Raw genomic sequence first — 16,610 nt, forward strand, 5'->3', positions numbered from 1 at the left:
TTTATCAATCATTTTTGATTACTTATTTTTATTTATTTTTTCATCCAATCATATGAAAATCAAACATTATATTATAACAGGGGCTTTAGTACTATCCTCTTTGACAAACTATGCACAAAACAACACCGTGAACACCACTGTTAAAATTGCTGGAAACTGCGGTATGTGTAAAAAAACAATAGAAAATGCAGGAGCCGCCGCTCAGGCTAAAGTTGAATGGAACGAAGACAACCAAACAGCGACAATAGCCTATGACGGAAAGAAAACTTCCTTAGATGCTGTATTGAAAAGTATCGCAGGAGCAGGCTATGACAATGAAAAATACCTTGCCGCGGAAGATAATTATGCTAAACTACATGCTTGCTGCCAATACGAAAGAAATTTAGCTCCTCCAGCTTCAGATAGCCCACAAGACAAAAGCATTGAGCCGGTAGCTTCAGTAGATTACATCAGCAACGCAAGCAATTTTCAAAAGATCTATGACCAATACTTTCTGCTTAAAGATGCACTTGTAGCTGCGGATAGTAAACAAGCTACAGGCCTAGCAAACGATCTTGCCGATGCAATCGCTAAAATACAAACTGCTGATCTAACGAAAGCGGAACAGGAGGTCTGGAAAACCAAAACAACATCACTCAAAGCGACAGTGAAGAGCCTACAACAGGCAACGGATATCAGTAAACAACGAGAAGCCTTCGCGCTACTGTCAGAAGATATCTATAGTTTGTCCAAAAACTCGAAACCGTCTTCCTCTGTTTATTACCAAAAGTGTCCAATGTTCAACAAAGGCAAAGGTGCGACTTGGTTAAGCCGACATAAAGAAATCAAAAATCCATACTACGGCGCACAGATGCTAACATGCGGCAGCACAATTCAAACGCTTTAACAAATAACGTCGTTTAATCGACTCTTAAAAGGTTTATCTCCCCACGAGATAAACCTTTTTTTGTAATTGCTGCCGCAATGGTCGATTTTTATAAACCAAAATAGTATATTTAGTATCAACAGAAATTGGTTCGCTTAAATAACAACAGGCGTATATTATAAAACAAGGTTCAATTCATGGAAAAAGTAATTATTACAGGTGGTGCTGGAGCTATAGGTCTTCATTTAACAAAGCTATTGGTTGCCAATTTCTATGAAGTTATTATTTTTACCAGAAATCCGAAGTCCCATCCCGTACAAAACAATGTCCGATATGTACATTGGGATCCCAGTAAGCAGGAGATTGACGTCAAATCAATTCAGGAAGCCGACTATATCATTAACCTGGCGGGTGCAAACCTCAATTCGAAACGCTGGACAAAATCCTATCAGCAAGAAATTATTGCCAGCAGGGTTGAAAGTGGGCAACTGCTCTATCAAAGTCTAAAACAAATACCAAATCAAGTAAAAGCAGTCATATCTGCCTCCGCTATAGGTTGGTATGGAGCAGACGATCAGTACCAAAACAAACCTTTTGAAGAAGGAGATCCACAAGGCGGAAATTTTCTCTCCTGGGTATGTAACCTCTGGGAAGGAAGCGTGAAACCTATCGAAACATTGGGAAAAAGACTCATTGTTTTCCGTTTTGGGGTAGTTATCAGCAAAGATCAGGGCCTACTCAAAGAAATCAACCGTTTCCTACCTTTTCGGTCAATTCCGGTATTAGGCTCTGGAAAACAGATACTCAGTTGGATCCATATGGATGATCTCTGTCGGATGCTGCTCTTTGGCATACAAAATGATACCATAGCCGGAATTTATAATGCCTGTTCATCCGAACCACTTCCCCTCGCGGAGTTTGCAAAAAGAATAGCCAAACGTAAATACGGTCCATTCTATATTCCCCTACCCGTCCCGTCATTTTTGATTAAATTTATGCTTGGAAAAAAAGGGCAGGAAATGGTGCTCAATGGTACTTGGGTAAGCAACAAAAAGATAATACATGAAAAATTCCCTTTTAAATATCCCCTTTTGGACAATAATTGTATAGATAATTTACATATTGATTAATTGTTAATTCGCGTTAATTTCTGCCCTTTTTAGGACAAAATCCGTATATTTGCGGCTTATGAAGATTTTTAGATATGGCGCAAAGGGCTCCGAAAAAGCGGGAGTCATTTTAAACGAAAAGAAATATGATGTTTCAGAGGGAAATTTTCAATACAACCGCGATTTCTTTGCGGATATTGCAAATTTAGAAAGGCTTCAAACATATATAAATGAAAAAGGCGACACGCTTAAAGAGATAGCCGACGACGAGCGTATCGGTACACCATTGGAAGCTCCGTCCAAAATACTTTGTGTAGGGCTTAATTTCGATGATCACGTCAAAGAAACCAAATTGCAACAAGCTTCAGAGCCTATCGTATTTATGAAATCTGTATCTGCATTCAATGGCCCTTTTGATGGAATCACCCTTCCGAAGTTCTCTGTAAAATCTGATTGGGAAACCGAATTTGCCATTGTAATTGGGAAAAAAGCTTCTTATGTTACTGAAGAAGAAGCTTTGGACCATGTGTTTGGCTATGTGCTACACAATGACGTTACAGAGCGTGAATTTCAAATCGAGCGTGGCGGAACATGGGATAAAGGTAAAGGATGTGATACTTTCGCTCCTATTGGCCCATTTATAGCAACCAAAGATGAATTCACAGATATTGATAATTTAAAAATATGGCTTAAACTCAATGGTGAGCTTATGCAAGATGGCAATACAAGTGATTTTATCTATCGTGTGCCCAAATTGATTTCTTATTTAAGCCATTTTATGAGCTTACTTCCAGGCGACATCATTTCCACAGGATCACCTGCAGGATCTGGCATGGGCAAATCCCCACAAAGATTCCTGAAAGATGGCGATATCATCGAATATGGCATCGATGGACTCGGATCTGCAAAACAAGTGATTTCGGCTTATCAAGCGTTGTAAAAAACATATATCTGGGTTCTTTCATTCTTTTTCCGTATGAAAGAACCCATTTTCTTTCACTTGATTTTATTTTATCCCTGGCATTTGTGTACATTTATATCAACATCATCCATTTGTCCAACTAAAATTGCTAAATCCCTACAGGGTCAATGATTCAACTAAACAACATATCCAAATCTTTTGAGGTAAAAGCGACACGTATTGATGCCTTAAAAGACATCTCACTGTCTATTGAAAAAGGTGAAATTTTTGGTGTAATAGGCGCTTCCGGAGCCGGCAAAAGTACTTTGATCCGTTGCGTCAACCTTTTGGAAAGACCAGACAGTGGTCAAGTAATTATAGAAAATGACGACTTGATGTCGCTATCTTCCACTGGTCTTATGTTGAAAAGAAGAAAAATTGGTATGATTTTCCAGCACTTCAACTTACTATCATCAAGAACAGTGTATGAAAATATATCCTTTCCGCTCGAGCTTGAAGGCAAATCGAAAGAATTTATCAGCCAAAAAGTGTTGGAACTATTGCGTTTGGTCGGGTTGGAAGATAAAGCCGACGTGTACCCTGCAAATCTCTCCGGAGGCCAGAAACAACGTGTTGCTATCGCGCGAGCATTAGCCAATGATCCTTACATTCTACTTTGCGATGAGGCCACAAGTGCCTTAGACCCCGCAACTACAAAATCCATCCTTAAACTGCTAAAAAAAATCAATAAGCAGCTTGACCTTACGATATTGTTGATTACCCATGAGATGGATGTTATAAAAAGTATTTGCGATCAGGTTGCCGTATTAGACCACGGAGAATTAATTGAAACCGGCCCGGTAGAATCAATATTCGCCAATCCTCAGCAAACAACAACTAAAAACTTTATTCAGTCTTCACTTGAAGTTGAAATTCCACTAAGTTTTCAGGAACGCTTAAAAAGCGCTGGAAACCCACTCGTAGAGATCTATCTAACTTCAAATGAAGAATCCATCCCATTTATACAGCATTTGGAACAACAATATCAAGTCAAGACAAATATCATTACCGCTCAAATAGATTATATTGGCGAAATGAAATTTGGTGTTATATTGGCCGAACTATCGGGTGAAAAAGAAAATGTAACGCGTAGTCTATCTTTCTTAAAAGAAAAGCATTCACAAACTAAAATATTAGGCTATGTCTGATCAGGTATTTAATCTTCTGCTATCGGGTACTTTAGAAACCCTAACCATGACTTTCCTATCAGGCTTCTTTGGTTTTGTCCTAGGTCTCCCACTCGGGATATACCTGTTCTTGACCCGAAAACATCAACTGCTCGAAAACAAAGCCATGCACCAACTTGTTTCATTGCTGGTGAATGTGTTTAGGTCTATCCCCTTTATCATACTTATCGTATGGATGATTCCGTTTACACGCAACGTTGTCGGAACATCAATCGGTATGGCCGCAGCATTGGTCCCCCTGAGTATAGGCGCGGCCCCATTTATAGCAAGACTTGTGGAAAATAGTCTTCTGGAAATTCCAAATGGCCTGATTGAAGCCTCAAGAGCAATGGGTGCAAATGCACAACAGGTAATTTTCAAAGTTTTACTTCCGGAGGCTCTCCCCTCACTAGTAAACAATGCGACAATTACCTTGATAACACTTGTTGGTTACTCCGCCATGGGCGGTGCTGTAGGTGCCGGTGGACTTGGACAGATTGGCTATCAGTATGGTTATGTCGGATATGATACTTTTATCATGAATTCTGTTCTAATTTTATTAATTTTAATAGTATTCCTGTTACAGTATACAGGAGATTACATCTCAAAAAAAGTAAACCATCGTTAACATAAATTATATCATATGAAAAAATTGAACTATGCATTTGCAATCTTAGCCTTCAGTCTCGTATCGATTGTAGCATGCAATAACAGAGAAAAGAAAGAGAATATCCTCAAAGTCGGTGTTGTGTCCGGCCCAGAAAAGGAGCTTGCGGAGACGGCTAAGAAAGTTGCAAAGGAAAAGTTCAATCTTGACGTTGAATTAGTGGCTTTCAACGACTATGTCGTACCCAATGAAGCCTTAAATCAGGGTGATATCGATGTAAACGTATTTCAGCATCAGCCCTATCTACAAGAGCAATCCAAACAACGCGGTTTCACGAAATTAACCATTGTCGGAAACACGTTTGTATTCCCCATTGTTGCCTATTCAAAGAAAATAAAAACAATCACAGAGTTACAACCGGGAGCCGTTATTGCTATTCCTAATGACCCTACAAATGGTGGACGCTCTCTTTTACTTCTCCAGCGCGAGGGAATTATCGGTCTAAAAGAAAATGTAGGTATCCAACCTAAAGTAACAGATATAGTAAGCAATCCTAAACAGGTTAACATCATCGAGATGGAGGCTCCACAGCTACCTCGCGTCCTAGATGATCCTCAGGTTACAATTGCCATCATCAACAATAGTTTCGCCTCTCAAGCTGGTTTAGATCCCGAAAAACAAGGCTTATTCACAGAAGATAAAGAATCGCCTTATGTTAATCTAATTGTTGCCCGCTCAGATAATAAAAACGATGAGAAGGTGCAGCAGTTTATCCAGGCGTATCAGTCACCAGAAGTCGAAGCGACCGCAAAAAAAGTGTTCAAAAATGGCGCCATTAAAGGCTGGTAAAATTTTAAACAGACAAGTGATAGAATCAGGCCAATTATGCCCTTGTGGCTCTGGCAATACCTATGGGGAATGCTGCCAGCAAATTCATCGTCTTCATGCCAAAGCAACCACAGCAGAGGCATTGATGCGCGCACGTTATAGCGCCTTTGCGACACAACAGATCGATTTCCTATACGATACGTTCCATCCCTCAACACGACGGTTCCAAAATAAACAGGCAATCGGACAATGGGCAAGGGAGAATAAATGGATGCAACTCTCTATCCTTAAAGCTAGATTACACACAGTCGAGTTTGAAGCACATTACCTGGATCCGCAAATGGAAGTTCAAATTCACCATGAAAAGTCAACTTTCAAAAAACAAGGTGATTTATGGTACTACGTGGACGGACGTTGATATAACATATTTCGCTTGCAAGCTATTGTAAAGGATCCCAGGCCGCCAACAACAGCTTGCAAGCAGCTTTTTATTTTATAAAAGAAAATATAGCATCAACAAAGGCTTTATTTTGCTCGTAATACAAGACATGCCCACCTTCGATGAGCACAGTTCTTTGGTGCGGAAATTGAAACTTTCGGTAATGATTCACCCCAATAGCATAATCCTTTTTACCCGCAATGACCAAAACTGGCACTTTAATCTTTTTTGTTTCTGGCCTAAAATCTTCGCAATAGATTTTATAATCCCATACATGTTTCCCAAAATCATAAGTTCGTTCAGGACTCTCATCGATATGATCTAGCTTATCGACCGTTTTCTTATCGTCAGAGAGCATTTTATAGCTCAAGTCCTTCGCTGAAAGTGCACGCCTCGCCAATGAAAAAGTTGTTAAGATAGAATCTCTGGCTGTAACCTTGAAGTTACTATGGATCAATTGGTTAACATACCCTATCTGATCTTCCAATGAACTATTGAGGTCTAAAGTCGAATTTGCCAATATTAAACCAAACAAATGATCTGGATATTTTTTCGCATAATTTACAGCGATTATCCCACCAAAGGAATGTGCCAATAGATAGATTCTTTCTACCCCTAGGGCATGACGAATAGCTTCAATGTCTTCTACCATGCGATCTAACGAATAATTTCCACTAGTCGACACCTCAGTCTTCCACAACCTCGCTGGTCCAAATACACCATCTTTAGCCGTTTTTCAAGAGCTCGACCTCCCATCTCCTCAAACGACTTACTCCAGGCTCCAGGCCCTCCATGTACGAAAATACAAACCGGACCATTTCCAGCAGACTTCGCAAAAAGTTTGACCCCATCCTGGGTTTCAATATAAACGGATGAATCACGATCCAAAGCAGTCGTCTTTGTTTGAGCAAATGCCATATTGATCGTAATCATTAAACAAAAAAAATAAAATATAGATCGTCTCATTTCCCCGTACGGATTTGGTTTAAAGTTCTATTTGGTTTAAAGAACGGTAGTTATTGCGCTAAATATAATAAATAGGCGCAGCAAAATCATCAACATGAGTTAAAGACAATAAAAAAGCAGTCTCAACGAAATGTCAAGACTGCTTTTCTTCAACGATTATTCGTCAGTTATTTCTATTAGATTGCCTCTTCAGTATCTTCGCGGTAAGGAGCTTCTTCATCAAACTCGCCCTCCCATTTAGCAACAACAACGGTTGCCAAACAATTTCCGATTACATTGACAGAGGTACGCGCCATATCCATGAGTTCATCGATACCTAAAATTGCAGCAATGACAAATGTTGGTAAACCAAACTGATCCGCTGTCGCAATCAAAATAATTAATGAAGCCCTTGGGACAGCAGCGACACCTTTAGAGGTGATCATCAATGTAAATGCAATCATTAATTGATGTCCAAACGACAAATGGATACCAGCCGCCTGAGCGACAAAGATCGCAGCCAATGATAAATAAAGTGAAGTACCATCCAAGTTAAAACTATATCCTGTCGGAATTACAAACGAAACAATCTTACGTGGTACACCAAATTTCTCCATCGCGCTCATTGCTTTCGGTAATGCCGCATCTGAGCTTGTAGTGGCAAATGCAATCGAAACAGGTTCCTTAATCGCATTAATAAAACGTTTCACAGGTATTTTCAGATAAAGTGCTACCGGAAGAAGAACCAGACATAAAAAGCACACTAAAGCAAAATACAGCGTCGCCAAAAGCATGAAAAGATTCTTTAGGATATCGACACCGAGATGCCCCACCGTGTAGGCCATAGCGGCACCAACCCCAATAGGCGCAAAGTACATAATCATGTTCGTAAACTTAAACATCGTTTCAGACATACTCTCGGTAAAATCAACCAAGGGTTTACGCTTTTTCTCATCTACCATTGCCAATCCAATCCCAAACAAAATTGAAAATACAACAATCTGTAAAACTTGATTATCCGCTACAGATTTGACGATATTTTCAGGAAACAAGTCGCGTATAAAAGAAGTGAACTTGTATACAGGATGCACATGGTCCGGAAGCGTTTTGAGGATATGCTCATCCATACTTTCCTTTGCTACAGGGAGTTCTTCATGTGGCATATGTGCAACATCAACGCCCACTCCTGCTCGAGTCAGATTTATAGCACCTAAACCAATAAAAATAGCACATGTCGTTGCGCAAAAGAAATAAAGCATAGATTTCCATGCCATACGTCCCACCTGTTTCAAATCAGAATGGCCTGCAATTCCATAAACAAGCGTAGAAAAAAGAATCGGTCCCACAATCGTCTTGACTAACTTGATAAAACCTTTACTCAAAGGTTGCAGGGAAATCGCTAAATTTGGAAAATCCAACCCGACAAATATCCCCATAATCATACAGGTCAAAATCCAGGTCGTCAAATTTTTCTTAAAGAGCGCATTTACAACCAAAACGGTAGCAACTATCCAACGGACAGCCATTAGAAATTCATGCGAAAAGCCTACAACATCAAATTCGTATAATACAGCAATGATACAAGCTAATGTAACTGTGATCAGGGTAATCAACCCTATTTTGGTTTTTAACATTTAAAAGATTTTAATGGTCAAAAGAACAAAAATAAAAAAATACTATGCTTTTGCAAATATTATTATTCCAAATAGCCAAGTTTCGCAACAAAATATCGATTTCGCCAAAATAGAAAGACACAAAAAAGGCAGGAAAATTTCTTATCCTGCCTTATATTTTAACGGAGTACTAAATTTATTCCGCGTGTAACCAAGCTTTTTTCGCTAATAGCTCATCGTTCGATTCACGTACATCTTCGTCATCCACACAACAATCCACAGGGCAAACCGCTGCACATTGAGGCTCATCGTGAAAACCTACACATTCTGTACATTTATCTGAAACAATATAATAGACTTCATTAGAGATTGCTTCTTGAGACTCGTTGGCATCTAGTGTAACACCATCGCCAAAATCGATAACCCCATCCAAAGCCGTCCCGTCTGAGAATTTCCAAGTTACACCAGCATCGTATATTGCATTATTTGGGCATTCCGGTTCGCAAGCACCACAGTTAATGCATTCGTCTGTAATTTTAATCGCCATTTATAACCTCACAATTATGATAAATAAACTATTTTTGCATTATCAATATGAAACAACGTCTGATTGAACAATAAGGCTAGTTGATTCACGTTGATTAATGTTAACAGCACAAATATAATACAAATTTGTGTATTCATCTTTTAAAATTTTAATATTTTGACAAAACAACAACGAATAAATGCATTTGTAAAATTAGGCGAACAGCTGCAAAAGCGCCCTGAAGATTTGATTCAAATCATTCAATTCGCCCAACATAAAAACCCTTGGTATACCCCTCAAAATGTTGAACGCGCCATTCAAGCCATTGCTGCCAATTTGACGATAGAAAAGCTGAATCACTGGTTGGCGCCTTATCCAGATCTTCATTCAACGAAAATTGTAGGTTTAATTCTGGCCGGCAATATTCCGTTGGTTGGCTTCCATGATATCCTATCGGTACTGATCAGCGGCTTTACAGCAAAAATCAAAGTCTCATCGGACGATGCAGGATTGACAAGCTATGTGCTCAACCTGCTTAAACAAATTGACCCATACTTTAATGATGCCTTTGAAATTGTTGACATTCTAAAAGATTTCGATCTGGTTATTGCAACAGGCTCTAACAATAGCTCCCGTTACTTTGATTACTATTTTGGCACCAAACCACATATTATTCGTCGCAATAGAAATAGTATTGCCGTTGTCGGTGGCCAAGAATCTCCTAACCAGTTGGAATCACTGGGACACGACATCTTTGATTATTTTGGGTTGGGCTGTCGCTCTGTATCAAAGCTATTTATTCCAAAAGATTACCCAATAGCACACTTCTTTGAAGGTATCGCTGCTTTTAACAGCATAACAGAGCATTTTAAATACAATAACAATTACGACTATAACAAATCCATCTATCTGATCAATGGCGACAAGCATTTTGACAATGGATTTTTATTGCTCAAAGAAGATGAGCGCACGGCTTCTCCCCTTGCTGTGGTTTATTACGAAACATACGAAACACTGGCTGAAGTTGAAAATAAGCTCAAACTAGCGCAAGAAAATATCCAATGTATTGTTTCAGAAATAGCATTAAATGTGCCGTCGCCGGTATTTCATTTTGGAGAAAGCCAATGCCCTGCTTTAGATGATTTTGCTGATGGCGTGAATACACTGGATTTTTTATTCGCAAACCAATAAGCTTCCTTTAAATTCATAGTAAATAAATTGCATTAAAAATACTAACTTTGAAATCATGTATATCATTAAAGTAAAAGGTGTCGCCAAAATCCCTGATTATGTTCAATTAAGAGATGATGCCTTCACCTTGCTGGCATATTTTAGAGTCGACCGCCCAGATAAATCACTCGATAAGATTGGATTAGGAGAAAAGGCAGAATATATCATGCAACTGGTTAAAGAAATGCCTTTTGGGCAAATTAAAAAATTAGAATTTTAGCTTCCATGATTGAAAATAAAGTAATTACATTAAAAAACGTTGATATCTTCCAACAAAAACATTTGGTATTGTCCAATGTCAATTTAAACATTGGTAAAGGAGAGTTTATTTATCTTATCGGCCAGTCCGGTAGTGGAAAAAGTAGTTTACTAAAAATCATTTACGGCGATTTATACATCGGCAATGGTGAGGGAATGATTGCGGGCTTTGATCTTAAGAAGCTGCACGAAAATGATGTTCCCTACCTGCGTAGAAAATTGGGTATTGTATTTCAGGATTTTCATCTTTTATCCGATAGAAGCATCGAGAAAAACCTCGAATTTGCACTGAAAGCAACAGGCTGGAAAGATAAGAAAATGATCGATAGCCGTATATTGGATGTACTGGAAAAAGTTGGGCTTCGTTCCAAACTTAAGAAAATGCCGCATGAACTTTCTGGCGGTGAACAACAGCGTATTGTAATTGCCCGCGCATTACTAAATAACCCCGAAATCATTCTGGCAGATGAGCCTACCGGTAACTTGGATCCTGCTACATCAGAAGAAATCGTCTTATTATTACGTGACATTGCCAATTCGGGAACAGCTATTTTAATGGCAACACACGATTATACCATTATCCGTAATATGCCATCCCGCATCATCAAAACCACCGATGGGGTATTACAGGACAATGTCAGTATCTAGACGGAAAACTGACATATAAAAAATGAGATTCCGACAAATTGTTAGGCTTTTTTAATAAAATCTGACAAGCTGTCGGAATTTTATTGTTTGGCAAAAACTTTGACAAACGAAGCATAGAGTAAATTTTTGAATCTAATTTTAGCATTGAAGATATGAATGAGCAAGATAATTATTACGATGAAGGTCAAGATCCAGTAGAAACAAATTCTTCTGAACAACAAGAACAGCCTGCTGATAATATAGCAGATGAACTGTCTACTGAAGAGAAATTGGCTGCAGAATTGGCAGAGGCAAAGGATAAATACATTCGTCTTTCTGCTGAATTTGACAATTATAGAAAACGTACAAGCAAAGAACGTGTTGAATTGATTCAATCAGCGGGAAAAGATGTCATTAGTAAGCTATTACCTACACTAGATGATTTTGACAGAGCATTAACAGCCATGGAAACTGCGACAGATGTTGAATCTGTAAAAACAGGAATGGATATTGTTAACAACAAATTCAGACAAACGTTGTCGCAATTGGGGTTAAAGGAAATGGAAGCTACAGGCCAAGCCTTCGATCCTGAATTACAAGAAGCTATCACGGCAATTCCTGCACCCACAGCAGAATTAAAGAATAAAGTAGTGGACGTGATCGAAAAGGGGTACTACTTAGGTGACAAAGTGATCCGTCACGCAAAGGTAGTTATAGGTCAATAATATTAAGACGATGTCAAAAAGAGATTATTACGATATACTTGGTGTCTCGCGATCAGCGGACGAGAAGGAGATTAAATCAGCATATCGCAAATTGGCGATAAAGTACCACCCGGATAAAAATCCTGGTGATCATGAAGCTGAGGAACAGTTTAAGGAAGCTGCTGAGGCATACGATATCTTGAGCAATCCACAAAAACGTCAACGTTATGACCAATTTGGCCATGCCGGTAATTCGGCAAGTGGTGGCTTTGGCGGTGGCGGCGGCATGAATATGGAAGACATATTCAGCCAATTTGGTGATATCTTTGGTGGAGGACATCCATTTGAAAGTTTCTTTGGCGGCGGTGGTGGCCAGCGTGGTGGCCGTCGGGTAGCTCGTGGAAGCAACTTACGCATAAAAGTTAAATTAACACTCGAAGAAATTGCCAAAGGCGTCGAGAAAAAGGTAAAGGTTAACAAACAAGTGGTCTGTCATTCTTGTGACGGATCTGGTGCTAAAGATAAATCTTCTTTCCATACCTGTAAAACCTGTGGGGGATCCGGATCAGTTAGAAGAGTAACAAATACCATCTTAGGACAAATGCAAACAACAAGCACTTGCCCTACTTGTAATGGTGAAGGCGTTGAAATTACAGCAAAATGTACAACTTGTAGAGGTGAAGGACTCGAACGCGGTGAGGAAACAATCGCAATCAATATTCCTGCAGGAGTAAGTGAAGGCATGCAACTTTCCATGAGTGGAAAAGGAAATGCTGCTCCGCGTGGTGGTGTACCAGGAGATTTAATTATCCTGATCGAAGAAGTACCACACGAAAGTTTAAAACGTGACGGACTAAATGTGATCTATGACCTATACATTAATTTCGTAGATGCGACCTTAGGCACAAGCGTTGAAGTCCCTACAATAGATGGAAAAGCGAAGATCAAAATTGAGCCCGGCACACAAGGTGGTAAAATTTTACGGTTAAAAGGAAAAGGTATTCCTGAAGTCAACTCTTATCACAAAGGGGATCAACTTGTATACGTTAATATATGGACACCAAAAGCCGTATCTAACGAAGAAAAAGAATTATTGAACAAACTGAAAGAATCGCCAAACTTTAAACCTCAACCAGGTAAAAGTGAAAAATCATTCTTCGAGCGAATCAAAGAATATTTCGATTAAAACCGGTCTTTCAAATACAAAAAAAAGCCATTTGTCCGCTGTTGACAAATGGCTTTTTTTTATCTTCTTACTTGAAATTGACAATTAAAAACAAAAAGTCAGCCTAATATCATTATTGTTAAATAGAAACGATAAAAATAAAAATACATCAAATTTTAATCAATTGAACCACTATAATTTACAATAATAACAAAACATCTAGACAATCCAGTGACAAAAAATTAAAATAAGATTTCGATATTTGACTAACAAATTTAAAAAGTCAGGAAGTAATTACTGGCAAATTAAAACAAACTATTAAATAAAAAAGACATGAAAAAAGTTTTACTAACATTGACTGCCATTGCAGGTTTAACAATAGCAGCACAAGCTCAAACTGAACAAGGAAAAATTATGGTTGGTGGTCAACTTGGCTTCGAAACATCAAAAGTGAAAGATACTGACCATAAAAATAATTCATTCTCAATCAACCCAACAGTTGGTTACTTTGTAAGTGACAACTTGGCAATTGGTACTGGAATTGGTTATAACTGGGGAAAAACTGAAACAAGTAAAGATAATAGTATTAAAAACGATGCTTTCCAGGTATCACCTTTCGCTAGAAAGTACTCTGCAAACGGCCCGGTAAGATTCTTTGCTCAATTATCAGTTCCAATGGCATGGGGTACAACTACAACTGAAGTAAATAACGTAGAGACAAAAAATAAATTCGAATCATATGGTGTGGAACTAGCTCCGGGTTTAGCTTACTTCCCGACAAGCAAAATCGGTATCGAATTAAAAGTCAGAGGTCTATACTACAACTACAATAAAGATAAAACGAATGACGTTGCAGTAAATACATTTGGTTTGAATGTTAACTCATTAGCGCCAACTTTAGGTGTACAATTCCACTTCTAGTCAATAAGGCGTTTGACAATAGAAAAGGCTATAATTACTTATAGCCTTTTTTTATATGTCCACCTTTATCAATTATACCGTTTAACAATCCGGAGTTTGTGTGTATAACGATTCTGTTCAGCATTAAAAATACCTTCCGTATCCATCCGATCAACACGGACTTTCGCTGAGGCGTGGATAATCGTATCGCGATCCAGCATAATTCCTACATGAGTAATCCTTCCTTCGGCATTGTCAAAAAAAGCCAAATCCCCTACCCGTATTTCCGAAACAAAATCCACAGTTTGCCCCATCTCTGCCTGCTGATAAGCATCACGAGGCAAGGAAAGATCAAAACAGCTATAAATCAATTGGGAGAAACCGGAACAATCGATTCCCCATTGTGAACGCCCACCCCATAGATAAGGAGTGTCCTTATAACTCAAAGCCAATCGCGACACCTCAGTTTCAAATTGATTTCTGGTAAACGGATTGATACTACCTTGATAAGTTAATCTCAATGGAGATAAATTGACAGTATTTGCTGCATCTAGGTAAAGCTTGGTTCCATGACAGAGCTGAAACTGTGCGGTATCAGTAAAAAGAACTCCCCCCTCCCTTCCAACGATAATTGGTGTTCCGGTCAGATAATGTTGCATATCCAAGTCGTTTAGTTCCTGAAACTGCCAGTTTTGAATCCAGCCTAAATAGTCCGTTTCCAACAGACGTATTGATGTCCAATCGGCCTGTTCATCAAGGATCTCAAAAAGTTCCCCAAACAATACCTGAGAAACCATCTCACTACGGTGTGCCTGTTCTAAACGTAACGGAACGAGAGCTAGTGTACAAATACCATATTTCATGTGCTAAACAAAACAAAATCGTCAAAAATGTGATTATATATTATATGACTAAGATAAATTAATTATAGTAGAAATGGAGAATACAAATTCAAAATTCAAAAGGATACTCGTCGCTGTTGACGACGAACCATGCTCAGAAAAGGCTATACTATATGCCAAAGAAATGGCCGCGGTATTTGGAGCCTCCATAGCGCTTGTCACTGTTGTTCCCCCTACTTCTCCGGCCAGCTTTGGTGCGGACCCGCTATTAGGTCAGCAACCCATCATCGTTCCAGAAGTATCAGAAATGGAACAGGATAATGCACAAAAATATCTTGAGAAAATGAGCCGCGAATTTACAGGCGCAGGCGAAGTATATCTTTTTAATCGAATCGGATCCATTAAAGAAGAAATTCTGGCGGCATCCCATGAGTGGTCTGCAGATCTTATTATTATGGGGACCAATGGACGGACGGGCTTTGATCACTTTATTTCCGGCTCTGTATCCGAATCAGTCATTCGTAAATCTACCTGCCCTGTACTCGTTGTTCCAAGTAAATGTGACTGATATTAAACGGTCCATATGTATAAAAAAAGGCTATTTTTTCATTGGAAAAAATAGCCTTTTTGCTTGTATTATATATATAAATTACTTTTTAATCAATCTCGCCACAAACATACTATCCGCTTTCTCTTCATAACCTTTCAAATAGTCCATACGTTCTATTTCAAAACCAAAATTATCTACAATGTAATTGACAACATCTTCGTTTTCTGCTTTAAAAATAGAGCAGGTTATATAAATCAAAGGCTTGCCCGCTTTAACATGCCCCACCACATTACTTGCAATATTCTTTTGTAGTGCATTGAATTCGGCAATCTTAGCGGCCCGAAACTGTCTAACCATTTCTGGTGTGCGCCCCCAAGTCCCCGATCCAGTACAAGGCGCATCCAATAACACCCCGTCAAATCGTTCGCTCCCAAGAATTGCGAAGCTATCCTTGGTAAGATCGAGTATTTTTTTTCGGTAATGCTTTATTCCGGCACGGTCAAAACGTTCATCGAGATTTCGGAGAATACTCATGCGAACATCAGAAACCAAAAGATTAACAGATGGACAAGCATCCATCAACAAGAGCGATTTCCCACCCGAAGCCGCACATGCATCCCACCAGGATTCTCTTTCAGCGGGTTCCATATAATCCAAAGTGCGCTGCGAAGACAGATCCTGCACTTCTATGATCCCATCCAAGACATCAAATCGCTGCAAGGATGTTCCATTATTCAAGGCGATAGTCTGATCGCCAATCATGGAATAAGGAATCTGATTGTTATCCAAAATAGCGCACACGACCTTTGTCTTCCCGCGTTTCACCCGAATATATAAGTTGGGCTGGATCAACTGGCTCTCTAAAAATTGCACCAAGTCAACCTCTTCAGAAATATAATCCGCAAAAGGAAAGAGGTCATTAAGTTTAAAAATACCCTCAGACGCTAGAAATGCAATTTTGTCTTTCAGCGGCAGATGGAGTTTATCGCTATAGGAAGGCTCAAAAAGGGCCACCAAGGGACTTTCCTGTTCACATAGAAATTCCGCAAGCACCAATCTACGCTGTTGCGACAACTGCGAAGCCGCCATTCCCAAACGAAAATAATTATAACATAAACGGGAGGTAGACTTCCGGTCGGAAGATCCCATTTGCTTGTTCAACTTAAAAAAAGTAGTCAAATAACGCGAAAATGGTTGATCAGCTTCAAAACCATCCATTGCCCGCTCAAAATTACGTATTTGCTGATGAACACGTCTTTCACTGAATTCAGCCAT

The 16,610-nt window shown here is 39.1% G+C and carries 19 protein-coding genes; 14 read left to right on the forward strand and 5 right to left on the reverse strand.

Annotation, left to right across the window (positions count from 1 at the left end):
• Positions 1-52 precede the first annotated feature (52 nt).
• From BV902_RS16415 to BV902_RS16445, 7 genes are all read left to right on the forward strand, one after another.
• The gene (locus tag BV902_RS16415) at positions 53-886 is read left to right on the forward strand and encodes a DUF3347 domain-containing protein (RefSeq protein ID WP_075992859.1); all 834 of its coding nucleotides are present in this window, start codon (positions 53-55) and stop codon (positions 884-886) included.
• A 176-nt stretch (positions 887-1,062) separates the two neighbouring features.
• On the forward strand, positions 1,063-1,995 hold the full coding sequence (locus tag BV902_RS16420; RefSeq protein ID WP_075992860.1) for a TIGR01777 family oxidoreductase: 933 nt from the start codon (positions 1,063-1,065) through the stop codon (positions 1,993-1,995).
• A gap of 58 nt (positions 1,996-2,053) precedes the next feature.
• Positions 2,054-2,914, forward strand: coding sequence for a fumarylacetoacetate hydrolase family protein (locus tag BV902_RS16425; RefSeq protein WP_075992861.1), 861 nt, complete (start codon positions 2,054-2,056; stop codon positions 2,912-2,914).
• Between the two features lie 149 nt (positions 2,915-3,063).
• On the forward strand, positions 3,064-4,083 hold the full coding sequence (locus BV902_RS16430; protein ID WP_075992862.1) for a methionine ABC transporter ATP-binding protein: 1,020 nt from the start codon (positions 3,064-3,066) through the stop codon (positions 4,081-4,083).
• Positions 4,076-4,729 (forward strand): methionine ABC transporter permease MetI, encoded by a 654-nt coding sequence (metI, locus tag BV902_RS16435; RefSeq protein WP_075992863.1) that lies wholly within the window; start codon positions 4,076-4,078, stop codon positions 4,727-4,729. The genes BV902_RS16430 and metI overlap by 8 nt, the downstream gene beginning before the upstream one ends.
• Before the next feature lie 15 nt (positions 4,730-4,744).
• Positions 4,745-5,557 (forward strand): methionine ABC transporter substrate-binding lipoprotein MetQ, encoded by an 813-nt coding sequence (gene metQ, locus BV902_RS16440; RefSeq protein WP_075992864.1) that lies wholly within the window; start codon positions 4,745-4,747, stop codon positions 5,555-5,557.
• A complete protein-coding gene (locus tag BV902_RS16445; RefSeq protein WP_075992865.1) occupies positions 5,535-5,954 on the forward strand; it encodes a YchJ family protein in 420 nt (139 codons plus the stop codon). The genes metQ and BV902_RS16445 overlap by 23 nt, the downstream gene beginning before the upstream one ends.
• A gap of 70 nt (positions 5,955-6,024) precedes the next feature.
• Here the strand turns inward: BV902_RS16445 and BV902_RS16450 are convergent, their stop codons facing one another.
• The 3 genes from BV902_RS16450 to BV902_RS16465 form a co-directional block, all read right to left on the reverse strand.
• Positions 6,025-6,660: an alpha/beta fold hydrolase gene (locus tag BV902_RS16450; protein WP_257787028.1), complete on the reverse strand. Its 636-nt coding sequence runs from the start codon at positions 6,658-6,660 to the stop codon at positions 6,025-6,027.
• Positions 6,661-7,117: 457 nt separating this feature from the next.
• Entirely contained in the window at positions 7,118-8,554 is a 1,437-nt protein-coding gene (locus tag BV902_RS16460; RefSeq protein WP_075992868.1) for a dicarboxylate/amino acid:cation symporter, read from the reverse strand.
• A gap of 175 nt (positions 8,555-8,729) precedes the next feature.
• Complete coding sequence (locus BV902_RS16465; RefSeq protein WP_046672889.1) at positions 8,730-9,080, reverse strand: 4Fe-4S dicluster domain-containing protein; 351 nt, start codon at positions 9,078-9,080, stop codon at positions 8,730-8,732.
• A 156-nt stretch (positions 9,081-9,236) separates the two neighbouring features.
• Here BV902_RS16465 and BV902_RS16470 point away from each other — a divergent pair, with 156 nt between their 5' ends.
• The 6 genes from BV902_RS16470 (at position 9,237) to BV902_RS16495 (ending at position 13,964) form a co-directional block, all read left to right on the forward strand.
• The gene (locus BV902_RS16470; RefSeq protein ID WP_075992869.1) at positions 9,237-10,250 is read left to right on the forward strand and encodes an acyl-CoA reductase; all 1,014 of its coding nucleotides are present in this window, start codon (positions 9,237-9,239) and stop codon (positions 10,248-10,250) included.
• Positions 10,251-10,305: 55 nt separating this feature from the next.
• Positions 10,306-10,509 (forward strand): fructose-6-phosphate aldolase, encoded by a 204-nt coding sequence (locus BV902_RS16475; RefSeq protein ID WP_070561119.1) that lies wholly within the window; start codon positions 10,306-10,308, stop codon positions 10,507-10,509.
• Positions 10,510-10,514: 5 nt separating this feature from the next.
• Positions 10,515-11,195 (forward strand): cell division ATP-binding protein FtsE, encoded by a 681-nt coding sequence (locus BV902_RS16480; protein ID WP_070561120.1) that lies wholly within the window; start codon positions 10,515-10,517, stop codon positions 11,193-11,195.
• Positions 11,196-11,347: 152 nt separating this feature from the next.
• Complete coding sequence (locus BV902_RS16485; protein ID WP_075992870.1) at positions 11,348-11,899, forward strand: nucleotide exchange factor GrpE; 552 nt, start codon at positions 11,348-11,350, stop codon at positions 11,897-11,899.
• Between the two features lie 10 nt (positions 11,900-11,909).
• Complete coding sequence (dnaJ, locus tag BV902_RS16490) at positions 11,910-13,064, forward strand: molecular chaperone DnaJ (RefSeq protein ID WP_046672894.1); 1,155 nt, start codon at positions 11,910-11,912, stop codon at positions 13,062-13,064.
• A gap of 312 nt (positions 13,065-13,376) precedes the next feature.
• The gene (locus BV902_RS16495) at positions 13,377-13,964 is read left to right on the forward strand and encodes a porin family protein (protein ID WP_075992871.1); all 588 of its coding nucleotides are present in this window, start codon (positions 13,377-13,379) and stop codon (positions 13,962-13,964) included.
• 68 nt (positions 13,965-14,032) lie between these two features.
• On the opposite strand, the gene BV902_RS16500 is transcribed toward BV902_RS16495, so the two are convergent.
• Positions 14,033-14,806 carry a C40 family peptidase gene (locus BV902_RS16500; protein ID WP_075992872.1) on the reverse strand — a complete coding sequence of 258 codons (774 nt, stop codon included), beginning with the start codon at positions 14,804-14,806 and terminating at the stop codon, positions 14,033-14,035.
• Between the two features lie 73 nt (positions 14,807-14,879).
• Between BV902_RS16500 and BV902_RS16505 the strand changes: the two genes are divergently transcribed.
• The gene (locus BV902_RS16505; protein ID WP_075992873.1) at positions 14,880-15,353 is read left to right on the forward strand and encodes a universal stress protein; all 474 of its coding nucleotides are present in this window, start codon (positions 14,880-14,882) and stop codon (positions 15,351-15,353) included.
• 81 nt (positions 15,354-15,434) lie between these two features.
• Here BV902_RS16505 and BV902_RS16510 read toward each other — a convergent pair whose 3' ends face one another.
• Positions 15,435-16,610, reverse strand: a complete 1,176-nt coding sequence (locus BV902_RS16510) for an RsmB/NOP family class I SAM-dependent RNA methyltransferase (protein ID WP_075992874.1) — start codon at positions 16,608-16,610, stop codon at positions 15,435-15,437.

This window comes from Sphingobacterium sp. B29 (assembly GCF_001952815.1).
Classification (GTDB): domain Bacteria; phylum Bacteroidota; class Bacteroidia; order Sphingobacteriales; family Sphingobacteriaceae; genus Sphingobacterium; species Sphingobacterium siyangense.